General features: G+C 73.2%; 21 protein-coding genes. 8 read left to right on the forward strand and 13 right to left on the reverse strand.

Going from position 1 to position 22,641, the window contains the following annotated elements:
- Positions 1 to 105: 105 nt before the first annotated feature.
- Positions 106 to 1,125, forward strand: a complete 1,020-nt coding sequence (locus ACWHYA_RS03820; protein ID WP_425943026.1) for a polysaccharide deacetylase family protein — start codon at positions 106 to 108, stop codon at positions 1,123 to 1,125.
- A 16-nt stretch (positions 1,126 to 1,141) separates the two neighbouring features.
- On the opposite strand, the gene ACWHYA_RS03825 is transcribed toward ACWHYA_RS03820, so the two are convergent.
- The 3 genes from ACWHYA_RS03825 to ACWHYA_RS03835 all read right to left on the reverse strand — a co-directional run bounded on the left by ACWHYA_RS03825 (position 1,142) and on the right by ACWHYA_RS03835 (position 5,213).
- On the reverse strand, positions 1,142 to 1,654 hold the full coding sequence (locus tag ACWHYA_RS03825; protein ID WP_425943025.1) for a DUF3806 domain-containing protein: 513 nt from the start codon (positions 1,652 to 1,654) through the stop codon (positions 1,142 to 1,144).
- A gap of 104 nt (positions 1,655 to 1,758) precedes the next feature.
- Positions 1,759 to 2,670: a transglycosylase family protein gene (locus ACWHYA_RS03830; protein ID WP_425943024.1), complete on the reverse strand. Its 912-nt coding sequence runs from the start codon at positions 2,668 to 2,670 to the stop codon at positions 1,759 to 1,761.
- Between the two features lie 227 nt (positions 2,671 to 2,897).
- Positions 2,898 to 5,213 carry a PEP/pyruvate-binding domain-containing protein gene (locus ACWHYA_RS03835; protein ID WP_425943023.1) on the reverse strand — a complete coding sequence of 772 codons (2,316 nt, stop codon included), beginning with the start codon at positions 5,211 to 5,213 and terminating at the stop codon, positions 2,898 to 2,900.
- Positions 5,214 to 5,277: 64 nt separating this feature from the next.
- Here ACWHYA_RS03835 and ACWHYA_RS03840 point away from each other — a divergent pair, with 64 nt between their 5' ends.
- The 6 genes from ACWHYA_RS03840 to ACWHYA_RS03865 all read left to right on the forward strand — a co-directional run bounded on the left by ACWHYA_RS03840 (position 5,278) and on the right by ACWHYA_RS03865 (position 12,502).
- Positions 5,278 to 6,993 (forward strand): NAD-dependent malic enzyme, encoded by a 1,716-nt coding sequence (locus ACWHYA_RS03840; protein WP_425943022.1) that lies wholly within the window; start codon positions 5,278 to 5,280, stop codon positions 6,991 to 6,993.
- 231 nt (positions 6,994 to 7,224) lie between these two features.
- Positions 7,225 to 7,488 (forward strand): heavy-metal-associated domain-containing protein, encoded by a 264-nt coding sequence (locus tag ACWHYA_RS03845; protein WP_425943021.1) that lies wholly within the window; start codon positions 7,225 to 7,227, stop codon positions 7,486 to 7,488.
- Between the two features lie 210 nt (positions 7,489 to 7,698).
- On the forward strand, positions 7,699 to 9,807 hold the full coding sequence (locus tag ACWHYA_RS03850; protein ID WP_425943020.1) for a heavy metal translocating P-type ATPase: 2,109 nt from the start codon (positions 7,699 to 7,701) through the stop codon (positions 9,805 to 9,807).
- Positions 9,808 to 10,040: 233 nt separating this feature from the next.
- Positions 10,041 to 10,532, forward strand: coding sequence for a hypothetical protein (locus ACWHYA_RS03855; protein ID WP_425943019.1), 492 nt, complete (start codon positions 10,041 to 10,043; stop codon positions 10,530 to 10,532).
- Between the two features lie 354 nt (positions 10,533 to 10,886).
- Positions 10,887 to 11,801 (forward strand): alpha/beta fold hydrolase, encoded by a 915-nt coding sequence (locus tag ACWHYA_RS03860; RefSeq protein ID WP_425943018.1) that lies wholly within the window; start codon positions 10,887 to 10,889, stop codon positions 11,799 to 11,801.
- 125 nt (positions 11,802 to 11,926) lie between these two features.
- Positions 11,927 to 12,502 carry a 1-acyl-sn-glycerol-3-phosphate acyltransferase gene (locus ACWHYA_RS03865; RefSeq protein WP_425943017.1) on the forward strand — a complete coding sequence of 192 codons (576 nt, stop codon included), beginning with the start codon at positions 11,927 to 11,929 and terminating at the stop codon, positions 12,500 to 12,502.
- Between the two features lie 61 nt (positions 12,503 to 12,563).
- On the opposite strand, the gene ACWHYA_RS03870 is transcribed toward ACWHYA_RS03865, so the two are convergent.
- From ACWHYA_RS03870 to ACWHYA_RS03900, 7 genes are all read right to left on the reverse strand, one after another.
- On the reverse strand, positions 12,564 to 13,583 hold the full coding sequence (locus ACWHYA_RS03870) for an NAD(P)-dependent alcohol dehydrogenase (RefSeq protein ID WP_425943016.1): 1,020 nt from the start codon (positions 13,581 to 13,583) through the stop codon (positions 12,564 to 12,566).
- 9 nt (positions 13,584 to 13,592) lie between these two features.
- Positions 13,593 to 14,462 (reverse strand): ABC transporter permease subunit, encoded by an 870-nt coding sequence (locus ACWHYA_RS03875; RefSeq protein ID WP_425943015.1) that lies wholly within the window; start codon positions 14,460 to 14,462, stop codon positions 13,593 to 13,595.
- On the reverse strand, positions 14,459 to 15,403 hold the full coding sequence (locus ACWHYA_RS03880) for an ABC transporter ATP-binding protein (RefSeq protein WP_425943014.1): 945 nt from the start codon (positions 15,401 to 15,403) through the stop codon (positions 14,459 to 14,461). Before ACWHYA_RS03880 ends, ACWHYA_RS03875 begins: the two co-directional genes overlap by 4 nt.
- A 129-nt stretch (positions 15,404 to 15,532) precedes the next feature.
- Positions 15,533 to 16,030 (reverse strand): DUF6326 family protein, encoded by a 498-nt coding sequence (locus tag ACWHYA_RS03885; protein WP_425943013.1) that lies wholly within the window; start codon positions 16,028 to 16,030, stop codon positions 15,533 to 15,535.
- A 158-nt stretch (positions 16,031 to 16,188) separates the two neighbouring features.
- Positions 16,189 to 16,842, reverse strand: a complete 654-nt coding sequence (locus ACWHYA_RS03890) for a response regulator (RefSeq protein ID WP_425943012.1) — start codon at positions 16,840 to 16,842, stop codon at positions 16,189 to 16,191.
- Positions 16,839 to 17,996, reverse strand: a complete 1,158-nt coding sequence (locus ACWHYA_RS03895) for a sensor histidine kinase (RefSeq protein ID WP_425943011.1) — start codon at positions 17,994 to 17,996, stop codon at positions 16,839 to 16,841. Before ACWHYA_RS03895 ends, ACWHYA_RS03890 begins: the two co-directional genes overlap by 4 nt.
- 78 nt (positions 17,997 to 18,074) lie before the next feature.
- The gene (locus ACWHYA_RS03900) at positions 18,075 to 19,283 is read right to left on the reverse strand and encodes an AAA family ATPase (RefSeq protein ID WP_425943010.1); all 1,209 of its coding nucleotides are present in this window, start codon (positions 19,281 to 19,283) and stop codon (positions 18,075 to 18,077) included.
- A 144-nt stretch (positions 19,284 to 19,427) separates the two neighbouring features.
- Here ACWHYA_RS03900 and ACWHYA_RS03905 point away from each other — a divergent pair, with 144 nt between their 5' ends.
- Positions 19,428 to 20,249 (forward strand): HAD family hydrolase, encoded by an 822-nt coding sequence (locus ACWHYA_RS03905; protein WP_425943009.1) that lies wholly within the window; start codon positions 19,428 to 19,430, stop codon positions 20,247 to 20,249.
- Positions 20,250 to 20,259: 10 nt separating this feature from the next.
- Here the strand turns inward: ACWHYA_RS03905 and ACWHYA_RS03910 are convergent, their stop codons facing one another.
- Genes ACWHYA_RS03910 through ACWHYA_RS03920 form a run of 3 tightly spaced genes read right to left on the reverse strand, consistent with a single transcriptional unit; the run spans position 20,260 to position 22,606 of the window.
- The gene (locus ACWHYA_RS03910) at positions 20,260 to 20,589 is read right to left on the reverse strand and encodes a rhodanese-like domain-containing protein (RefSeq protein WP_425943008.1); all 330 of its coding nucleotides are present in this window, start codon (positions 20,587 to 20,589) and stop codon (positions 20,260 to 20,262) included.
- A 33-nt stretch (positions 20,590 to 20,622) separates the two neighbouring features.
- Positions 20,623 to 21,483, reverse strand: a complete 861-nt coding sequence (locus ACWHYA_RS03915) for an Fpg/Nei family DNA glycosylase (protein ID WP_425943007.1) — start codon at positions 21,481 to 21,483, stop codon at positions 20,623 to 20,625.
- Positions 21,476 to 22,606 carry an App1 family protein gene (locus ACWHYA_RS03920; RefSeq protein ID WP_425943006.1) on the reverse strand — a complete coding sequence of 377 codons (1,131 nt, stop codon included), beginning with the start codon at positions 22,604 to 22,606 and terminating at the stop codon, positions 21,476 to 21,478. The genes ACWHYA_RS03915 and ACWHYA_RS03920 overlap by 8 nt, the downstream gene beginning before the upstream one ends.
- Between the last annotated feature and the right edge of the window lie 35 nt (positions 22,607 to 22,641).

Genomic DNA, 22,641 nt, shown 5'->3' on the forward strand with positions numbered 1-22,641 from the left:
GCTGTGGCGGACGACACGTCCGCCCCCGCCGTCCGAGGCTGGTGCCCCCGACCGGCCGAGGAGCACACTGGAGGGGAGGGCGTGCCCGCCCTCGGGAGGTGCACCATGACCGGTCCTTCGCGCCGACGCCGGGTCCTCCCCGCGCTCCTGCCCGTGCTGCTGGCCGCGACGCTCGTCGCCTGCGGGGGCGACGGCGGGACACCGGCGGACGTGGCCCCCACGACCTCCCCGACCGCACCGCCCACCGCGGCGCCGTCGGCCACGCCCGACGGAGCGAGCCCCACCCCCTCACCGTCCCCCGGGCGCCCCACGGCCACCACGGCCCCGGAGCCTCCGAGCTCTCCCGCTCCACCGGGCCCCACGCCCACCTCGACGCCGACGCCATACCCCTCCCCCTCGCCGACCACCGCACCGCCCGCACCGACGACGCCGCCCGCACCTCCGCCGACCACCCCGGCCCCCGATCCGGCGGTGACGGTGGGCGCCTGGGCGGGGCTGGACGTCGAGGCGTTCGACACCGACCGGGCGGTCGTCGCGCTGACCTTCGACGGCGGCGCCTCGGACGCGGCACTCTCCTCGATCCTGGGGACGTTGGCGCAGGAGGGGGTGCCGGCCACCTTCTTCGTCACGGGCGACTTCGCCCGGGCCTACCCCGGGGGTGTGACGGCGATCGCCCGCGCGGGTCACCCGGTGGGCAACCACAGCGACACCCACGTCTCCTTCCCGGACTCCACGAACGCCCAGATCCACGACCAGCTCGTGCGGGCCGACGCGGCCATCTCCGCCCTCACCGGCCGGGCCACGGCTCCGCTGTTCCGGTTCCCGTTCGGCGACCGCACGCCGCTGGACGTCGAGGTGGTCAACGCCGAGGGGTACGTGCCGATCCGCTGGACCGTGGACACGCTCGGGTGGCAGGGCACGAGCGGGGGGATCACGACGGCGGTGGTCCGGGAGCGGGTGCGCGACACCGCCCGCCGGGGCCAGGTCGTGCTGATGCACGTGGGCGCCCATCCGGAGGACGGCTCGACGCTGGACGCCGACGCGCTGCCCGGGATGATCGAGGACCTGCGGGCGATGGGCTACGGGTTCACGACCGTGCCGCAGCTGCTGGCCGAGGGCCGGTAGTCCCTGGCGGCACCCCTCAGCGGCTGCGGACCTCCACGATGTGGCCCACGACCCCGGGCACCCAGCCGCTCTCGCGGCGCATCCAACGCACCGCCACGAGGTTGCTGGGCACGACGACGAAGTCGCCGGCGGCCACGGCCAGGTCGGTGCCGAACACGTCGGTGACGACCTCCCAGGCCAGGTCGGTGTGCCGGTGGAGGTGCTCCCCGATGCCGATCGCGTAGCGGTCCACGATCGCGTCGTGGTCCTCCCCCTTGTCCGCCAGCCACCCGGTCAGCGCCCGGTCCAGGCCGGCACCGACCGAGACGAGGTCGTCGACGTCGACCCCCTCCTCGGCCAGGGCCGCGAGCCCGGCGTCGATGCCCTCCCGCTCCTCCTCGCCGATCTTGCGCGACTCGGGGGTCAGGGGCAGCTCCTCGGTCGGGACCTCCCCCGGGTCGGGCAGCGTCCGGACCCGGGTCTCGGTGGCGTGCTGGGCACGCTCCTGGCGGTCGGAGGCGGCGCGGCGGACGCGGTCGAACAGGCCCATCTGCCCACACTACGACCGATCCGCCCCCGCACGCTGGGTGCGGGGGCGGATCGGGGTGTGCAGCGGCGTCGGGACGGGGTCGACGGCGCCGTGGAGAGGCTCGGTCAGCCGACGGCGAGGTGCTGGCCCACGACGATCAGGTCGGCGTCGGCGATGCCGTTGGCGGCGACCAGGGCCTCGACGGTGGTGCCATGCTCCTGCGCCAGGGCGGCGAGGGTGTCGCCGCGCTCGACGGTGACGGTGCCGCCACCGACGGCGTCGGCCGGCACGAGCATGACGTCGCCGGCGTAGATGAGGCGACCGCCGTCGGCGAGGTCGTTGAGGGCGACCAGCTCGGAGACGGTGCTGTCGTAGCTCTGGGCGATGAGCGAGGTGGTCTCACCACGCTCGATGACGTGCTCGGCGACGGCCTGCGCGACCTCGGCGGCCTGCGGGGCCGGCTGGGCGGGAGCGGCCTGCGGGGCCGGCTGGACCGGGGCGGGCTGGGCCGGGGCGGGCTGCTCGACCGGGGCGGCGGGCGCGGCGGGCTCGACCGGGGCCTGCTCCTGCGGCGCGGCGGGCTGGGCCGGGGCGGCCTGCTCGACCGGCTCGGCGGCGGGCTGCGGAGCCTGCTGCTCCACCGGCGCCGGGGCGGGGGCGCTGGAGCCGCCGGCGGTCAGACCCGCGCGGACGGAGCAGACCGGCCACGCGCCGGGGCCCTGGACGGCCAGCACGTTCTCGGCGATCGCGATCTGCTGCGCGCGGCTGGCCAGGTCGGCGCGCGGCGCGTAGTCCAGGCCGCCGAAGCCCGCCCAGGTGCCCTGGACGAACTGCAGGCCGCCGTAGAAGCCGTTGCCGGTGTTGATGGACCAGTCGCCACCGGACTCGCACTGGGCGACGCGGTCCCAGGTGGCGCCGTCGGCGGCCGAGGCCGAGCCCGCGGTGCCGATGCCGGCGATGGTGGCCAGACCGGCGGCGGCGGCCACGGAGGACACGCGGAGCGAACGGGTGCGGGGGGTGCGGTGCATGGAGCTCATGGGGGTACCTCACGAAGTACGGGGATCAGGGTCGAATGCTCTGGACCCACGCCCACCGACGGGACCGGTGACATGGGACGGCCACCCGTAGGTGGCTCGGTCATCCACCGTGCGGTCTCACCCTGGGAATAGCAAACAGCACCCTGTCAGGGTCCGTTCAGAATTGCTCGTGATCTATCCGTGATCTTTCCGTGATCTGCAGAGATGGCGTTCCGACGTGAGACCCGTCACAGGTGCTCCGGCGGAGCCGCGCGGACCTCTCCGCGGTCGCCGTCGACGACCACCCGGGCGCCCTCGACCAGGGAGAGCGTGCCGCTGCCCGTGCCCATGACGGCGGGGATGCCGTACTCCCGGGCCACGATCGCCGCGTGCGAGGCCATTCCGCCGTGGTCGACGACGACGGCCGCGGCGCGCTGGAACAGGGGCGTCCACCCCGGGTTGGTCGACGCGCACACCAGCACCTCCCCCGGCCGCAGCCGCCCGAACTCCGCCGGCCCCGCGAGCACGCGGACCGGTCCGGTCGCCCGGCCGCCACCCGCCGGGGTCCCGACCGCCAGGACCTCGGCGGAGGTCGGGGGCCGGGGGTAGAGGGTGGTGGTCGCGATCAGGGGGCTGCCCGCCAGCTCCTGGTATGCCGCGCGCCGCCGGGTCACAGCCCCGCGCAGGTCCCCCCTGGCCGTCAACTCGTCCAGGGTGAGGAACCAGACGTCGTCGGGACCGTCCACCTCGCCGGTGGCGGCCAGCCGCCGCCCGGCCTCGAGCAGCGCACGGCGCACCGCCGGCATCGTGCGGGTGAGCTCGAAGTGGGTGTCCTCCCGCAGCGCCACGCCGGCGGCGGCCCGCTCGGCCGCCCGGCCCAGGGCGCCGGCCGCCGTCAGGGCCGGGGGACCGCTCCGCGCAGCGTCCTGCGGCCGGTCCCGGTCGGCGAGCAGGGCACGGACGAGCCCCAGCACGGTCGACGGCGCGGCTCCCCACGTGGGGTCGCGGAGCAGGAGCAGGCTCGTGGTCTCCCGGTGCCCGTAGGTCGCCAGGAAGTGCCGCAGCCGCTCGCCCCACCCGTCGGCACCGGGCAGGGCGCGGACCTCCGCCATGGTCACGGGGTCCGCGCGCTCCAGCAGCTCCGGCAGGCCGGGAACCTCCTGCGCACCGCGGGCCAGCGCCGCGAGCTCGTCGTTTGCTGCGCGTGTCCGGGTGGGGGCTCCCAGGAGCAGGTCGGCGAACAGCCCGCCGCGGCCGGTCAGCACGCAGGCCAGCCGGAGCCGCCCGATCGCGACGAAGGCGGCCGGGAGGTGCCCGGCCCGCAGGGCGGTCATCACGTCGACGAGCCCGGCGGCCCGCCGGGGCACCGCGACGAGCTCCTCCCACGTCAGCTCCGTCGGGTCGAGCGCGTCCAGCGCCTCCACCGCCGTCCGGTAGCCGGCCAGCCGCGGGTCCCGGGCCCACGCTTCCGGCCGTCCGCGCAGCCCGCGGACGAGGGAGCGCACCACCCGGGCAGGGGTCCGGACGGTGGGTCGCGGCGCGGGCGGGACGAACTCGCGCACCACCGCGTCGTCGGCCAGCAGGACGTCGGCGAAGCGCACGTGCAGCCCGGCCCCCTCCGCCACTATCCCCTCGACGTGCCGGCCCATGACCGGCCGGATCCAGGCGGTCAGCTCCAGCGGCAGGGGTCGTCGGGGCAGCAGCTCGAGCAGCACCGGTCCGGTGGTCCGCTGGATCCTGCTCAGCGACACCGGAGCTGGCGGCAGCGCCGTCATCGGCCGCGTCTGCAGGAGGACGAACCTGCCGTCGTCGAGCGCCCACTCCACGTCCTGCGGGCGCCCCAGGTGCGCGGCGACGGCGCGTCCGGTCGTGGCCAGCTCGGCCACCTGCGCGTCGGTCAGCACGGGGCCGCCGTCGCCGCCGGGCCTGCGCTCGAGCACCTCGCCGTCCTCCCCCACGACGAGGTGCTCGGGCGTCACGCTCCCGGACACGACCGCCTCGCCGAGCCCCCGCGCGGCGTCGACGACCACGCGGTCCCGGCGCCCGCTCACCGGGTCTGCGGTGAACAGCACGCCCGCCGCCTCGGCCGGCACCATGCGCTGGACGACCACGGCCATCGCGACCGACGCCGGGTCGATCGCCAGCCGCTCCCGGTAGTCCACCGCCCGCTCCGACCACAGCGAGGCCCAGCAGCGACGCACCGCCCCCAGCACGGCCTCGTCGCCCTCGACGTCCAGCAGGGTGTCCTGCTGACCGGCGAAGGTCGCGCCCGGCAGGTCCTCCGCGGTCGCGCTGGAGCGGACCGCGACCGGCCCGCCGCCCAGGTCCCGGTATGCCGTGCGCACGGCCTCGGCGAGATCCTCCGGCACCGGGGCCGCCAGCACCTGGGGCGCCGACGACGCGGCTCCCACGGCATACCGGTAGGCGTCGGTGGTGACCACGAACCCCGGGGGCACGGTGGCGCCGGCCCCCAGCAGGGCCGCCAGGCCGACCGCCTTCCCGCCCACCCGGGGGAGGTCGGTCGCACCGACGGAGGCCAGGTCGAGGACGACGTCGCGGCTCACCCTCCGAGGGTAGGGGGTGGAGGGGACCGTTGGCCCGGGGCGCCGAAGGTGGCAGGGTGGACCCATGAAGCGTGAGTACGAGCAGGCCACCGCCGTCGGCAACGCGAAGCTGCGGATCCGGACCCGAGGCCGGGCGGTGCTGTCCAACCCGATGACCAACCGGGGGACGGCGTTCACCGAGGCGCAGCGGGAGGCGCTCGAGCTCGACGGGCTGATGCCGACCGCGTTCACCACCATGGAGAACCAGACCCGGCGGGTCTACGACCAGTTCCGTTCGACCAAGACGATGCTCGGCAAGTTCCTCGCGCTGAACGCGCTGCGCGACCGCAACGAGGTGCTCTTCTACCACCTGCTCTCGAGCCACCTGGAGGAGATGCTGCCGGTCGTCTACACGCCCACCATCGGGGAGGCGATCGAGCGGTTCAGCCACACCTACAACCGGCCGCGCGGGGTCTTCCTCTCGATCGACCACCCGGAGAAGGTCGAGCAGGGGCTGCGCAACTACGGGCTGGACTCCGAGGACGTGGACCTGGTGTGCGTCACCGACTCCGAGGGCATCCTGGGCATCGGCGACCAGGGCATCGGCGGCATCCAGATCGCCATCGGCAAGCTGTCCGTCTACACCGCCGCGGCGGGGATCCATCCCCGACGGACCATCCCGGTCGTCCTGGACACCGGCACCGACAACCTCGGCCTGCTCTCCAGCGACCTCTACCTCGGCGAGCGGCACGCCCGGGTGCGCGGCGAGCGCTACGACGAGTTCATCGACCAGTTCGTGCAGACGGTGACCAAGCTCTTCCCGCACGCGATGATCCACTGGGAGGACATCGGCACCGCCAACGCGCACCGGATCCTGGAGCGCTACCGCGACGAGGTCTGCACCTTCAACGACGACATCCAGGGCACGGCGGCCGTCGTGCTGGCCGCCCTGCTGGCCGGCGTCGACGTGACCGGCACCAGCCTGGACGAGCAGCGGATCGTCATCTTCGGGGCCGGGAGCGCCGGCATCGGCATCGCCGACCTCGTCAAGGACCAGATGCTGCGCTCACGGACCGCGCGGAGCGAGGAGGAGGCTCACGGCCGATTCTGGTCGATCGGCCTGCAGGGGCTCTACGTCGACGACGACGACACCCTGCACGACTTCCAGCGGCCCTACGCCCGGCCGCGGGCCGAGGTCGCGGCCTGGGACGTGAAGGACCCGGGGAACATCGGGCTGATGGACGTGATCCGCAACGTGCGGCCCACGATCCTCATCGGCACCTCGACCAAGGGCGGGGCCTTCACCCAGGAGGTCGTGGAGGAGATGTCCCGGAACAACCCGCGGCCGATCATCTTTCCGCTGTCCAACCCCACGAGCCGGGCCGAGGCCACCCCCGCCGACGTCCTGCGGTGGTCCGACGGACGGGCGCTGGTGGCGACCGGCAGCCCGTTCGAGCCGGTCACCCACGACGGGATCCGGCACACGATCGCCCAGTCCAACAACGCGCTCATCTTCCCGGGTCTCGGGCTCGGCGTCGCCGCCTGCGGGGCCACCCGGATCACGCCAGGGATGATCGCCGCCGCCTCCCAGGCCCTGGCCAGCCTCGTCAACGCCTGGCGCCCCGGCGCCCCCCTGCTGCCCGGCATCGGGGAGCTGCGCCTGGTGTCGGCCACGGTCGCGATCGAGGTGGCCAAGCAGGCCGCGGTCGAGGGCGTCGCCGACCGGCCGCTCACCGACCCCGTGCAGCAGGTGTACGAGCGGATGTGGCAGCCGCGCTACCCCGAGGTCGAGGCGATCTGAGGGAAGGGCTTCCCTGGGACGTCGGGGGGCCTCGCGCGTCGGGGGGCCTCGCGCGTCGGGAGGCTCGCGCGCCGGGGGGCCTCGCGCGTCGGGGGGCTCCTGCGTCGGGGGGGCTGCCACCGTGGTCCGGTCCGACTTGACCTGCGTCAAGGAACCGACGGCGCATCGTCCGTAGCTTGAGGTCATCAGCCCCGAACGGGGGCGTGACACCACCAGCGAAAGGACGCCGTGATGACCACCACGAGCACCGACCGGACCGCCGACACCACGACCGCCACCACCCGGACCACCCTGCGCGCCGAGGGCTTCTCCTGCCCGTCCTGCGTGGCCAAGATCGAGAAGCAGGTCGGCCGCCTCGCCGGTGTGGAGTCCGTGAAGGTGCACTTCGCCTCGGCCCGCATCGAGGTCACCCACGACGAGGCGCTCGTGAGCGTCGACGACCTCGTCGCCGCGGTCGCCAAGGCCGGCTACACCGCCCGCCCGGCCGCCTTCTGAGCCCACCGGCACCCGCGGCTCCCGTCCTGGGGCCGCGGGTGCACGGCGTACGCGGGCACGGCATACCCCTGAGCGGCGGCGCGGCATACCCCGGCTCCCCCGCACGGCATACCCCGGCTCTGCGGCACGGCATACCCCCGGCTCGCAGACCTTCTCCCCCGGTGCGCACCGCGCGCCTCCAGCTCATCCTGCGAAAGAAGTTTCTCCACCATGAACCAGATCCAGACCTGGCTGCACGGCCGGTGGGCCGTGCCCACGCTCTCCGGGTCGGCGATCCTCGCCTCGCTCGTGCTGAGCCGGGTGCTGGACCTGCCGGGCTGGGGCGACGTCCTGATGATCCTCGCCGCCGTCGTGGCCGGGACCCCCGTCGTGCTCAAGGCCTGGCAGGCCCTGACCGCCAGGGTCGTCGGCATCGACCTGCTCGTCTCGATCGCCGCGATCGGTGCCGTGATCATCGGCAACTACTGGGAGGCGGCAGCGGTCACCTTCCTCTTCGCGGTGGGGCACGCCCTGGAGGCGGCCACCCTCAACAAGACGCGGTCGGCGCTGGCCGAGCTGGTCGCGGTCGCGCCCGACGTCGCCGTCGTGCTGCGCGACGGGCAGCAGGTCGAGGTGTCGGCCGCCGAGGTGCGCCCGGGCGAGACCGCCCTCGTCAAGAACGGCACGAAGGTGCCGGTCGACGGCACCGTGTCCGGCGGCACCGGAGCCCTGGACGAGGCGTCCATCACCGGCGAGTCGATCCCGGTCGAGAAGTCGGCCGGCGACCCGGTGTTCGCCGGCACGATCGCCACCGGTGGGTTCCTGCAGGTCACCGCGACCGGTGTGGGTGCCGACACGACGCTGGCCCGCATCATCCACCGGGTCGAGGAGGCCCAGGACGCCAAGGCCCGCACGCAGGCGTTCATGGACCGCTTCTCCGCCTGGTACACCCCCGCGATCATCGTCCTCGCGCTCTCCGTCGGCCTGCTGACCCAGGACGTCGTCCTCGCCCTGACCCTGCTCGTCATCGGCTGCCCCGGGGCGCTGGTCATCTCCATCCCCGTCTCGATCGTGGCCGGCATCGGCCGCGGCGCCAAGGACGGCATCCTCATCAAGGGTGGCGAGTTCCTCGAGACCTCGGCCCGGATCGACGCGGTCGCGCTGGACAAGACCGGCACGCTCACCGAAGGTCGTCCGCGGCTCACCGACGTGGTCGCCCTGGGCGACGTCGACCGCGACGAGGTGCTGCGGCTGGCCGCCCGCGCCGAGGCGGGGTCCGAGCACCCCCTGGCCCGCCCGATCCTGGAGGCCGCCGCCGCCGAGGGCCTGCACGTCTCCGGCCTGCCCGAGCACACCGAACCGGTGCCCGGAAAGGGCATCGTCGCCACGCTCGACGGGCACCGGGTGGCCGTGGGCAACCTCGCGCTGGTCGGGGCCGAGCAGGGTGCCGTCGCGCACGACGCACCGGCCGGCAGCCTCGGCGCCGGTGACGTCACCGCCGGCGACGTCGCCGCCGGCGAGGCACGCGGGGCCCATCACCCCGCCGCCGACCTGGCCCGTGCCGCCCAGGTCGTCGAGGAGCTGGCCGCCGCCGGCCGCACCCCGATGGTCGTCTCCCGCGACGGGCGCATCCTCGGCGTCGTCGCGGTCGCCGACCGGGTCCGGGACGACGCCCCGGAGATGGTGCGCCGCCTGCACGCCGCGGGCGTCAAGAAGGTCGTCATGCTCACCGGCGACATCGAGCCGGTCGCCCGCGCCGTCGGCGCCGCCGTCGGGGTGGACGAGGTCCGCGCCGGCCTGCTGCCCGAGGACAAGCTTGAGGCCGTCGAGGACCTGCGGCGCCAGGGCTACGTCGTGGCCATGGTCGGCGACGGCGTCAACGACGCCCCCGCGCTGGCCACGGCCGACATCGGCGTGGCCATGGGCGCCGCCGGCACGGGCGTGGCCATCGAGACGGCCGACATCGCGCTCATGAAGGACGACCTGCTCAAGCTGCCCGAGGCCGTCTCGCTCGCCCGGCGCACCGTCAACAACATGCGGCAGAACATCGCGGTCGCACTGCTCACGGTCGCCGCGCTCCTGGCCGGCGTGCTCTTCGGCGGCGTCACCATGGCGATCGGGATGCTGGTCCACGAGGTGTCGGTCCTGGTCGTCATCGTCAACGCGATGCGGCTGCTGCGCCGCCACCGCGGAGCTGACGCCCGGTCGGGCCACGACCACCAGGGCCCGGGCCGCTCCGCCGACGGCGCACCGTCGGACGACGACGTGAGGCAGGGACCGGCCCTGAGGGACGGGCGGACCGTCAGGCAGGGACAGACCGTCAGCCCTGTCGACGCCTGACGCTCCCACCTGGGCACCCCCCGGCCGCCCCCCCGCCCCCCCGGCCGCACAGGTGAGGTCGGGATCGTCGGACCTCCATCGCCCACCACGGCGATGGAGGTCCTTCCTTCGCGACCTTGCCCCGTGGGCACCTCGTTCCCGAGGAACCCCGCGCCCTGCCGACCTCACACCGTGGGCACCTCGTGCTGCTCCCGGCCCCGCTTCCGACAGCGCGGGGTGGGTCAGAATGGGCCATGACCGCTCCCTGGCCCGACCTGACCGCCACGACATCCTCCCGTGACCTCTCGGGCCAGGCCGGCTTCCGGCTGATGCCCACCGACGACGTCGAGCCAGGCCCCGCCACGGCCAGGGTCGAGACCCGCGCGGGCGGCCACGCGCTGCTCGTGACCTACACCTGGACCCACCCGACGGACGGCCTCCAGGAGGGGGTGCTCCTCGCCGGCTCGCCCGACGACGAGGACGCCCTGGTCCGAGGCACCTGGCTCGACGCCTGGCACCAGCAGCCGGCTCCGATGACCCTCACCGGACGCCTCGAGGATGGGACTGTCGAGCTCGAGGGGCGGTATGCCGACACCTGGGGATGGCAGATCGACCTCACCTTCACCGCGGAAGGGCTGAGGATCGTCATGCGGAACGTCGTCCCGCAGGAGGCGCTGGCGCAGGTCCCCGAGGGAACGGGCGCCATGGCCGGGCCCTACGAGGTGATGGACCTCAGGGTGTCCTGAGCGCCCAGCCTGACGGGTCGCGGTCGATCCGGACCACCTGGACAGGCCCTCTCACCGGACTCCGGACGAGCGACAACCGGGCGCTGCCTCGGGCTGTCCCTCCACGACTCCGGCTGGCCAGTCGTGGTGGTAGAAGATCGTGGCCGCCCTCACCGTGGCCGCCCTCTTCACCGTTTCCGGCAGGCCGTACGACGGCATCTCCTTCCGCTCCTACAGCGCCGGTTCCTCCCTGGTGGTGCTGCGCTGTGGTCGCCGGTCCGACGCTCACCGCGCTCACCTGGCGGCTGGCTGACCGCGTCGGCACGTTGTCAGCGTGGCTCTTGTCGAGACCGTGAACGCCTGGGACCGTTGACCATGGTGACCGCGCCGACATCACCCACCGCGGAAGACTTCCGCGCAGCCATGGCGGAAGTCCCACAGATCGTCCACACGGCGTCGGGACCGTTCGAGTATGCAGAGCGGGGGCACGGCGAGGCGATCCTGTCCATCCACGGCTCGCAGGGCGGGTGGGACCAAGGTCTCGTGGCCGCGGAGCACCTGCGGCTGAACGGCTACCGGATCATCGCCCCGAGCAGGCCGGGGTACCTGGGCACACCGCTGTCGACCGGGCGGACGTTCGCGCAGCAGGGGGATGCCCTGGCGGCGCTCCTGGACGCCCTCGAGATCGAACGCATCCACGTGATCGCCGTCTCGGGCGGCGGCCCGGCGGCGTACGAGCTCGCTGCCCGCCACGGTCGCCGCATCAGCAAGCTCGTGCAGGTCGACGCCGTGTGCCTGACCGACCACGGTCCGAGCGCGATCGCGCAGGCGGGGGCGCAAGCGGCGGCGCAGGACTTCCTGCTCAAGGCGGTGATCTGGCTCCTGCGGCACGCCACGAAGCCGACACTCACCACGCTGTTGCGGTCCTTCGGCACCTACACCCGGCGCGCCGCGTCCGAACGGGCGGCGGTGCTCGCCGCACTCCCCGGCCGGACCGCGTGGCTGGAAGCCACCCTTGCAGCATCCCTCGGCGTGGCCCGGCGACGCCAGGGGATGAGGAACGACTTCACCGTCTCTACCCCTGCGCCACTGGAACGCATCACGTGCCCGACACTGATCGTCCACGGCCGCTCGGACAAGGTCGTCCCGCCGACCCATGCCGATCATGCCCACGAGCACATCGCTGGTTCCGAGCTCTACTGGATGGACGGGTCGCACCTCGCGTTCTTCCTCGAGGCTGCCGACACCGCACCGGCGTATGTCGCGCACTGGTTTCGCGACAGTCGGTGACACCTCGGCCGAGGACGCTCGGGCCCTGAGTGCCGCCGGGTAGGGGTCGAGCACCCAGCGGCGACAGCGAGCACCGCACCGGGAAAGGCTTCCAGCAACATCGGGCCCACGACTACCGTGGGCCCATGCTTCGACGCCTTGCGGCTCGCGCCTTCTGGTCGCTCAGCCGCTGGAGACTGTCCACCGCGCCCGCACCGGACCGGCCGACGGTGCTCGTCGGTGCACCCCACACCTCCAACTGGGACTTCGTCCTGATGCTGGGGATCACCTGGCGCCTGGACATGGACATCCGCTGGCTGGGCAAGCACACCCTGTTCACGGGCTGGCGTGGCCCGCTCATGCGTGCCCTGGGTGGCATTCCCGTCGACCGGTCGGACGCGGGCCGTGTCGTCGACGAGGTGGTGGAGCTCGTCCGCTCGGGCGAGGTCTTCGGGCTCGTGGTCACTCCCGACGGAACCCGTGGAGGGCACAGCCATTGGAAGTCCGGTTTCTACCGCATCGCCCGGGAGAGCGGTATGCCGGTGACGCTCGGTTATGTCGACCGCACCACGATGACCACGGGTCTGGGCCCGACCCTGGAGATCACTGGAGACATGGCCGCCGACATGGACCGCATCCGGGCGTTCTATGCCGACAAGGCAGGTTTCCGTCCAGACCTGCGCGTGGAGCCGCGGCTTCGAGAGGAGAGCCCACGGGTCTGACGGATCTGCTGCGCTCGCCCTCGGCCTCCACGGCACCACCCTCGACCACCAGATGCCCAGGTCAATCATCCCCGGCCTCCTTCGTCGATGGTTGCGGCCCGGCCTGGCTGCCGGGCACGGCGATGACGATCTTGGCCCGGGTGTGTCGCTCGGCGAGGTGGCGGATGGCCTCGGCGGTCTGGGCCAGCGCGTAGGTCGTCTCGATCACGGGCCGGACCGCTTCGGCGTCGATCAGCGCCGTGAGCGTCTCGAGGTCCTGGTGGGACGGCTGTGCCGCGAGCACGCGCAGTCGTTGGGACACGAACGGAGACAAGGCAAGCGCTCCGACGTAGCGCCCCAGCGGCCCGAGCACCGGACCGCCGAAACCGCTCGCCGAGACGAGCGTCCCCGTACGGGTCAACGCTCGTCTGCAGTCGGCCAGAGGGTGCCGGCCCGCGAGGTCGAGGATCACGTCGAAGCGCTGCCCGCCGCGGGCGAAGTCCTCCCGGGTGTAGTCGATCACACGGTCCGCACCGAGCGAGCGGACCAGCTCCACGTTCCGGGTGCTGCACACTCCGGTGACATCGGCGCCCAGCGTCTTGGCGATCTGCACCGCGAACGTGCCGACACCCCCTGACGCGCCGTCGATCAGCACCGCCTGGCCGGGCTGCACACCGCCGACGTCGCGCAGGCCCTGCAGGGCGGTGACGGCGGCGAGCGGCACCGCAGCGGCCTGCTCGAAGGTGAGGTTGGCCGGCTTGAGCGCCAGCAGCCGTTCGGGGACGCAGGCGAACTCTGCGAAGCTGCCGGTGGTGGTCTCGCCGTAGACGTCGTCGCCGGGACGGAACCGGGTCACAGCGGCGCCGACCGCCTCGACCCGGCCGGCCAGGTCACGTCCGCGGATGGCGACCCGTGGCCTGCGCAGGCCGAGTGCCGCGCGCATGACGTACGGCCGGCCGGTGGTGAGGAACCAGTCTGCGTGGTTGACCGAGGCTGCGCGCACGCGGACGAGCACCTCGTCCGGCCCGGGAGCGGGCTTGTCGACGTCCTGCAGTCGCAGGACGTCGCCGGCCCCGTACGCCTGCTGGACGATCGCGCGCATCACGGGGTGTCAGGCGTCGCGTCGGTGCAGCATGAGCGCGGCCGCTGCGAGAGGGACGAGGGCGTAGGCGGCCATCACGATCAGGCTCGCCTGTGTGGAGAGGTAGTCACCGTGCGTCCCGGCGCCTCCGGTGGTGAGGAGCGCTGAGGAGGCCGGCAGCGGCAGGTAGCTGACGATGGTCTCCACCCGGTCCAGACGGATGAAGCTGAGGATGCCGGGCAGCAGCAGCAGCACGGTCAGGGCGGCGGTCAGGCTGGCAGCGGTGGAGCGGAGGAGCGTGCCGACGCCGAGCGAGAACAGGGCGGCGGCGGTGAGGCAGTAGACCGAGCCGCCGAGCACGCGCCAGGTACCCGGGTCGTCGATGGCCGGGACGAGGTCGTACCGGGAGAGCTGGGGCATGGTGACCAGGTAGGACAGCGTCAGGCTGACGAGTGCCACCGCGGCGGCCAGGACGACGAGGGTGAGGACCTTGGCGCCCAGGACGGGGAGCCGGGTCGGGACCGCGGCGAACGTGGAGCGGATCATGCCGGTGGCGTACTCCCCGGTGAAGGACAGGGCGCCCAGGACGGCGATGGTGAGCATCCCGAAGGGGAAGCCGCTCGCGACGATCTCGGCGCCGTGCATCTGCTCGATGCCCGGGGCCAGGGCGGGGTCGTCGGCCATGGCGTCCAGCGACATGGCGAAGCCGACGGAGGCCAGCGTCATGAGTGCGGCCGTGGCCGTCACCGCCCACCACGTCGAACGCAGGGACAGCAGCTTGATCCACTCCCCGCGCACGACCCCGGCGAAGGTGGGCTGCACCTGCGCGACGGCGGGTGAGGTGGCGGCGGGCGCGGCGGCGGGTGAGGTCGTCGGGGGGTCGGCGGTCAGGGTGCTCATCGGGTCTCGGCCTTCTCGGTCCTGGACGTGGTGGGGGTGGTGTGGGCGCGGTACTCGACCGCGTCCTGCGTCAGGCGCATGTACGCCTCCTCGAGGCTGGCGCGGCGCGGGGACAGCTCGTGCAGCGGCAGCCCGTGCCTGGCGGCGACCTCGCCGACGTGCTCCGCGGTGGTCCCGCCGACCTCGAGCATCCCGGTCTCGGGGGAGGTGACGGTGGCACCGTCGGCGGTCAGCGCGGCGGCGAGCTCGCCGGCGCGCGGGGAGCGCACCCGCACACCGTCGCCGGCGACGGAGTCGATGACCTGCTGGACCGTCCCGGCGGCGATGATGCGACCGCGGCCGATCACCAGGAGCTGGTCGGCGGTCCGGGACATCTCGCTCATCAGGTGCGAGGAGATGAACACGGTTCGTCCCTCGGCGGCCAGGGCGCGCACGAACTGGCGGACCCACTGCACCCCCTCGGGGTCGAGCCCGTTGACCGGCTCGTCCAGGATGAGCGTCCTGGGGTCGCCCAGGAGGGCGGCGGCGATGCCCAGGCGCTGGCCCATGCCGAGGGAGAACCCTCCGACCCGCTTGGTCGCGACCCCGGCCAGGCCGGTCATCTCGATGACCTCCCCGACCCGGGATGCCTGGATGTTGTGGGTGGCGGCCATGGCCCGCAGGTGCGAGCGGGCGCTACGGCCGGGGTGCACGGCGCTGGCCTCCAGCAGGGCGCCGACCTCCCGCAGCGGGGCACGGTGCTGCCGGTACGGCTTGCCGTTGACGGTGACGCTGCCCGAAGTCGGGCGGTCCAGTCCCATGATCATGCGCATGGTGGTTGACTTGCCGGCGCCGTTCGGCCCGAGGAACCCCGTGACGGTGCCGGGCGCGATGGTGAAGCTGATGCTGTCGACGGCGGTCTGGTCGCCGTAGCGCTTGGTGAGCTCGTGCGCCTCGATCATGAGCGGGGCCTCTCTGGGGAATGGGAGGGGAGGGGGTGGGACCGGACCGGGCTCAGCAGCAGAGGCTGAGGCAGGTGGCCGGGCCTGCGGGTGGGGCGGGCGACGTCGGGTATGGCGCGGGGCGGGCGGTCACGCCTGCTGCGGCGTGCGCAGCGGCTCGCTGTCGAGGCTGGCTGCCAGGGTCGCCGGCGATGCGGTGCGGCGTGGCCAGGTCCAGGCGGAGCGCAGGATGAAGGCCAGGATCAGCACCTCGAGTCCGATGGAGAGGCCGTAGAAGTAGGAGTAGGTCCAGGACTCCCCGTCCGCGTTGTAGATCGTGATGGGGATGAGGAGCGTCGCTACGACGAGGTTGATGGTGCGGTTGATGCGGGCGGGCATTGTCGTGGAGAGCAGGATCATCAGGCTCGGGATGGCCATGAGCGTGAGCGCGAGGGCGAGAAAGGTTGGGCCGGTGGCGAACTCGTGGACGATGCCGGCCAGGATGTCGTCGACGACACCGGGCTTGTAGAAGGCGAGAATGTCGACGTAGGCGTAGAGGAACATGACGCTCGTCCACGCTGCGGCGAGCTTGGCCTGCACCGGAATGCGCGGGTCCTGCAGTGCGGTGGTGGGTCGAGGTGCTCTCATCAGGGGCTCCGTTGTCGTGGTGAGGATCGGTGGTTCCACGATCGTCGAGCTCGACGGCGGGCACATCGGCCCGGAGGCCGGAGCTGGGCCGGCCGATGGAACCGTCTGCGTCTCGTGCTTTCGGCTGATCCGCGTCGGGAGCGGGTCGGTGCTGACCGTCAGGTCTTGATACGGCCTGTCTCGTGGGCCCACATGGCGATCTCGACCCGGTTCCGGGCGTCGAGCTTGCGCATGAGGGCCGCGAGGTGTGTCTTGACGGTGCTGAGGCTGATGTGCAGTTCGTCGGCGATCTCGCTGTTCGTCCGGCCCTGGGCGACCGGGATCAGGACCTCCTCCTCCCGGCTGGTGAGCGGTTCGATCGGCTGCGCCGGCGACGACCCGGCGGTCTGGGCGAAGGTGGCGAGCAGCCGCGCCGTGATGCTCGGGGCGATGAGCGCGTCGCCGTGCGCGGCCGCCTGCACAGCCTGGGTGAGCAGGGCGGGGCCGGCGTCCTTGAGCAGAAAGCCTCGGGCGCCTGCCTTCAACGCGCCGTGCACGTACTCGTCGAGGTCGAAGGTGGTGATCACGACGACGGCCAGCGGGTCCTCCACGTCGGGGCCGGCGAGCTGGCGGGTGGCCTCGATCCCGTCGACGTCGGGCATGCGGATGTCGAGGAGGCAGACGTCGGGCCGGAGCCTGCGGGCGAGCCTGACCGCTTCGCGCCCGTCGGCGGCCTGACCGACGACCTCGATGCCGGGTTGCGCGTCGAGGATGATGGTGAGTCCGGCACGGACGATGTCCTGGTCGTCGGCGACGAGGACGCGGATCGTCATGCGGCCGCGCCCTGCTTCGGCAGCACCGTCTCGACGGCCCAGCCGCCCTCGGGGGCAGGCCCGGCCCGGAGGTTGCCGCCGAGGATGGTGGCCCGTTCGGTCATGCCGAGGAGACCGTATCCCTGGACGGGGTGACCAGCGGCGCTCACCTCGCCGTCGTCGCGGACGGTCAGGCGGACCTGGTCCCCCTCGCCGGTGACCCGGATGACGACCCGGGTCGCGTTGCGGGCGTGGCGCACCGCGTTGGTGACCGCCTCCCGGGCGATCCGGTGGAGGGCGACCCCGACGGAGGGGCTGAGGTGGTCGAGGTCGCCGGACAGGTGCACGTCGACCCGTGGATACCCTCCGTCGCTGCGGGCGAGGGATCCGATGTCGGCCACGCCCGGTTGCGGGGTGAGGTCGGGCTCCGCCCCGTCACGCAGGACGCGCACCATGGTGCGCATCTCCGCGAGGGTCCGCGACGCCGCGTCCTCGATGGCCTCCAGGGCCGCCAGTGCACGGTCTGGGTGCGTGGCAGCGGCGACGCGCCCGGCCTGGGCCGCGACGGCGATGGCCGAGACGTGGTGGCCGACCGTGTCGTGCAGCTCTCGCGCGAGCTGGTTGCGCTGGCGAAGCTTCGCCTGCTCGATGTCGCGGACGCGGGCCTTCGCGTGGTAGCGGAGCGCCATGCCGAGCGCGGCGGAGAACAGGAAGAACCCGTACCCGGCCACGATCTCGGCCACGCCGACCGGCTCGGTGACGTGCGCGACGGCAAGGGTGACGGCGAGCCAGACGACGATGATCCCCAGACCGACCGCGGCCTCGCGGCCCGCTCCCCATCGGAACAGCGAATAGGGCAGCACGAGCACGGCCGCGACGCTCACCAGCCCGGTCACGTCGAGGGTCAGCAGTCTGGCGACGTCGAACGCGGTCACCGTGCCGAAGGCGACCACGAGGGCGCCCAGCGGATGGGTGCGTCGCCACAACAGGGTGAGCGCCACCACGACGCCGACGCCGAGCACGAGCGGCCGCCACGCGGTCTCCTCGCGGAGCATCACCTCCAGGACGGACCACGACACGAGCGCAGCCGCGAGCACCCAGTCCCGCCACACGCGGACGGGCGGATGTGGAGGACGGGGTTCGGCCCACAGTGCCTGGAGGGCGTCGACCGCCATGACCTCAGCGTAGAGGGAACCGCGCCCGTGCGGATCGGCCGAAAGTACCAGGCGTGAACCGTCCCCGCCGACCGACGACTAGGTCTGCGCCCGCAGGTACCGTCCGAAGTGCGGCACGGTGAACGCGATCCGCCCGCGCTCACCGCTGTAGATCAGTCCCTTCTTCAGCAGGGCGTCCCGGGCCGGGGACAACGACTGCGGCTTGCGACCCAGGTGGGTGGCGATGTCCGCCGTCGCCACCGACCCGACCTCGTCCACCTCCTGCCCGGCCTCGGCGTGCTCGGCGGCCAGGTCGGCCATCGCCCGCAGGTACTCCCGCTCCCCCGGCGTCGCCCGCTCGTAGCGCGAGCCGAAGAAGCCCACCGCCAGCTCCTCCTCGGCGTCCGGGGAGGCGACCCGCACGTCCTCGGCGGTGATCGGCGAGGACGGCGCCAGGTCCCAGACCTCCTTGCCGTAGGCCTGGATGAAGTAGGGGTAGCCGCCGGTCGCGGCATACATCGCCTCGAGGGCCTCCGGCGCCCACTCCGCGTCCTCGTCGGCGGCGGGGTTCTGCAGCGCGCGGACCGCCTCCTCGCGCGAGAGCCGGTCGATCCGGTTGTAGCGGAACAGCCGCTCGGAGTAGGACTTGCTCGCCGACAGCACCGCCGGCAGGTGCGGCAGGCCCGCGCCGACGACGATGACCGGCAGCGCCGACTGGCTCAGCTCGTGGCAGGCGGCACAGATCGCCGAGACGTCCTCGGGCGAGAGGTCCTGCATCTCGTCGATGAACACCGCCACGCCCTTGCCGACGTCCGCCGCCAGCCCGCCGACGTCGGTGAACAGCTCGACGAGGTCGATCTCGATGTCGCCGGAGTCGGCCCGGCCGCTCATCGCGGGCACGTCGATGCCCGGGTTCCAGCGGTCGCGCAGCTTGGCGCCCGGCTGGTCCTTCTGGGCGAACGCCTTGATGACGCCCAGGACGTGGTCGAGCTCCTCGCCCCGCGGGTGCCCCAGCTCACGAACCGCGACGTGCAGGGCGGCGGCCATCGGCCGGCGCATCCCCTGCTCGGGGCGCGCCTCGTACTTGCCGGTCCCCCACCGTGCCCGCACCGCGGCGCTGCGCAGCGCGTTGAGCAGCACCGTCTTGCCGACGCCCCGCAGCCCGGTGAGGATCATGGAGCGTTCCGGGCGTCCCCGCTGGATCCGCTCCAGGACGACGGTGAAGCGCTCGAGCTGCTCGTCGCGGCCGGCGAGCTCGGGCGGGCGCTGGCCCGCGCCGGGGGCGTAGGGGTTTCGGATCGGATCCACCATCGGACCGTATGTCGTTCTCTAGCGTGGGCGGCAGAGACACGCAGAGAAGAGCAGAGGCCGGCACCGGCCGCGGAGCGCAGCTGCCCCGGCGCCCGATCGCGCCCTCTCCAGGCCTCTAACCACCCGGCTAGAGTGGGGCAGATGCGCCCAGAAGACCTCTCCCGGGTCCCCCTCGGCGAGCGGGTCACCGTCCGCCGACGGCTGGCCGACGGGCGCGCGAGCGACGTCGTGGGGCGTGTCGTCGAGCTCGACGCGGAGACGATCGTCCTGGACACCCGGCACGGCCGGGCGGTCGTCAGGATCGTCGACGTCGTCGTGGCGCGGGTCGTCCGTCCGGTCCCCTGGCGGGTCGCCGCCTTCCTCGAGCGGGCCGACGTGGCGGTCCTCGACCTCGACGGGGTGCTGCGCACCTTCGACACCGAGGGCCACGTGGGCCGCGCGGCGGCCGGTCTGGGCACCGACCTGGAGGGCGTGCTGGAGACCGCGTTCGGCATCGACGAGGGGATGGCGATGCTCACCGGTCGCTGCACCCACGCCGAGTGGATCACGGCCCTGGAGGCACGCCTGCTGGACGACGGTCACGCTCCGCAGGCCGTGGCCCGGCTGATGACCGCCTGGGTCGAGGACCGGGGCACCCCGATCGCCCCGACCACCGAGCTGGTCGACCGGTTGTCCGCCTCCGGGACGCCCGTCTTCGTCTTCACCAACGGCACCGACCGGGTGCCCGAGGAGCTGGAGCACATCGGCCTGGGCCACCTGGTGCCCGCCCTGCTCAACGCGTGCGACCTGGGGGTGGCCAAGCCGGACCCCGAGGCGTATGCCGTCGCGCACGCGGAGATCGAACGTCGCCTCGGGCGGGAGCTCGGTCGGGAGCAGGTGCGGTTCACCGACGACCGGCCGCAGAACGTCGAGGCGGCCCGCACCTTCGGCTGGCAGGCGCGCATCTTCACGCCCCCGGCCTGACCTGCTGGGGTCAGAGGACGGTCGGCTCCCCTTCACCCTCGGCCGCCATCGGCTTGCCCTGGCGCTTCCAGGCCTGCATGCCCCCGTCGACGTTGACCACGTCGAAGCCCTGCTGCACGAGCCACTGGACGGTCCGGCCGGAGCGACCGCCGGTACGGCAGATCACCGGGAGCGACTCGTCGGTGATCGGCAGCTCGTCCAGCCGCGCCGGGACGTCACCCATGGGCAGGTGGATGGCGCCGGGGGTGTGTCCGGCGGCGAACTCGTCGTGCTCGCGGACGTCCACGACGAGGGCGTCGTCGGGGACCTGGTCGACGGAGACGGTGGGGATCTCGCTCATGCCAGACATCCTCCCACCGCCGCCGGGCGGTCTCTACCGCAGCAGGCGGGACATGCGCCGGTCGGCCAGCTCCTTGCCGCCGGTCTGGCAGGTCGGGCAGTACTGGAGCGAGCTGTCCGCGAAGGAGACCTCGTGGACGGTGTCCCCGCACACGGGGCAGGCCTCGCCGGTGCGGCCGTGGACGTTCATCCCCTGCCGCTTGGCGTCCTTCAGCTCGGCCGCGGGCCGTCCCTCGGCGGCCAGGACGGCGGCGGTCAGCGTCGTGCGGAGCGCCTCGTAGAGGCGGGCCACCTCCTCCTCGGTGAGCTTGGCCGCGATCGCGAACGGTGACAGCCGGGCCGCGTGCAGCACCTCGTCGGAGTAGGCGTTCCCGACGCCGGCGAGCACCGACTGGTCCCGCAGCAGGCCCTTGACCTGCGTGCGCCGGCCCTCGAGCAGGGCGGTGAACTGCGCCAGGTCGAAGTCCTCGGCGAGGGGGTCCGGCCCGAGGGAGGCGATGCCGGGGACCGCGGCGGGGTCGGGAACGACATACGCCGCCAGGCCCTTGCGGGTCCCCGCCTCGGTGAGGTCGAAGCCGGAGTCGTCGTCGAGGCGCACCCGCAGGGCGATGGGCGACCTGCCCGGGCGGACCCGGGTCGCGGGCACCTCCTCGTACCAGCGCAGCCAGCCGGCGCGCGCCAGGTGGAAGACGAGGTGGGTGCCGTCGACGTCGAGGTCGACGAACTTGCCGTGGCGGTGCACACCGTCGACCGGACGGCCCACGAGCGAGTCCGGCGGCGGGTCGAAGGTCTTGAGCACCGCGATGGACCCGAGCTCGACGTCGGTGACGACCCGGTCCAGGGTGCGCCCGGCGAGGAAGTCGACGAGCGCCTGCACCTCCGGCAGCTCAGGCACCCTCGCCCTCCTGCACCTGCGCGTCGGGCACGACGGCCAGCCCGCTGCCGGGGTCGGGGGTCGCCGGGCCGGCCTCCTCCCGCCGGCGCTGCCGCGCCCCCACGAGCAGCTGGTGCAGGCCGTAGCCGTTGGGCGCCTTGAGCATCGGTGCCTTGGCCCGCTTGCCGAGCAGCTCGTCCGTGGCCACCGGAAGACCGCTGGAGAGCACCTGCTCGGCGGGGGTCAGCTCGCGGATGCAGATCGCCTCGACCGCGTCCGGGTGCTCGGCGGCCAGGGTGCCGTAGATGACCGGGTCGTGCTGCCCGTCGTCGCCGACGAGGATCCACCGGATGTGCGGGAACTCCGCGACCAGCCGGCGCAGCTCACGCTCCTTGTGCTCCTGGCCGGAGCGGAACCACCCCGTGTTGGTCGGTCCCCAGTCGGTGAGCAGCATCGGCCCGACGGGGTAGTCGTGCCGCCGCAGGAAGCGGGTCAGCGCCGGGGCGGTGTTCCACGCCCCGGTGGAGAGGTAGAACAGCGGCATCTGCGGGTCCTCGGCCACGAGTGCGCGGTACATGGAGCCCATCCCGGGCACCCGCTCGCGCACCATCTCCGAACGCACGAACGTGTTCCAGCCGGCGATGAAGATGCGCGGCAGGTGGGTGATCATCACGGTGTCGTCGATGTCGCTGACCAGGCCGACCTCGGCCGAGGGGTCGACCACGCGCACCGACACCGTGACCGTGTCGCCGTTGGCCAGCGAGACCGCGGCCTCCTGCCAGCCGGGGGGAAGCCCGTGGCCGGGGACCTCGACGTCGATGTAGCCGCCGCGGTCGCTCAGGGTCTCGACGGTCGCGTCGCCCATCCGCACGACCACCCGCGCGCCGACGTACGGTGCCGTGAGGAAGACGCGCCAGCCGCGCTGGGCGATGTCCAGCAGGGAGTCCTGGGCGTGGGTGAGGGCGGTCCGCTCCTCCGGGTCGTGGCGGGAGAGGACCACGCGGGCGAACACCCGGGCCCGTTCCACGCTGGCGTACCCGGTGTAGCCGAACAGCCGCTGCTGCCACCCGCGCTTCACCAGGGACGACATGACCCGGGCGCGGACGGTGTCCTCCAGCCGGGCAGCGATGTGGGTGCGCGCCATGGGGTCAACCCTAGCGGCGGGACCCGGTCCCGGCA

It is taken from the genome of Ornithinimicrobium carbonis (genome assembly GCF_977012275.1).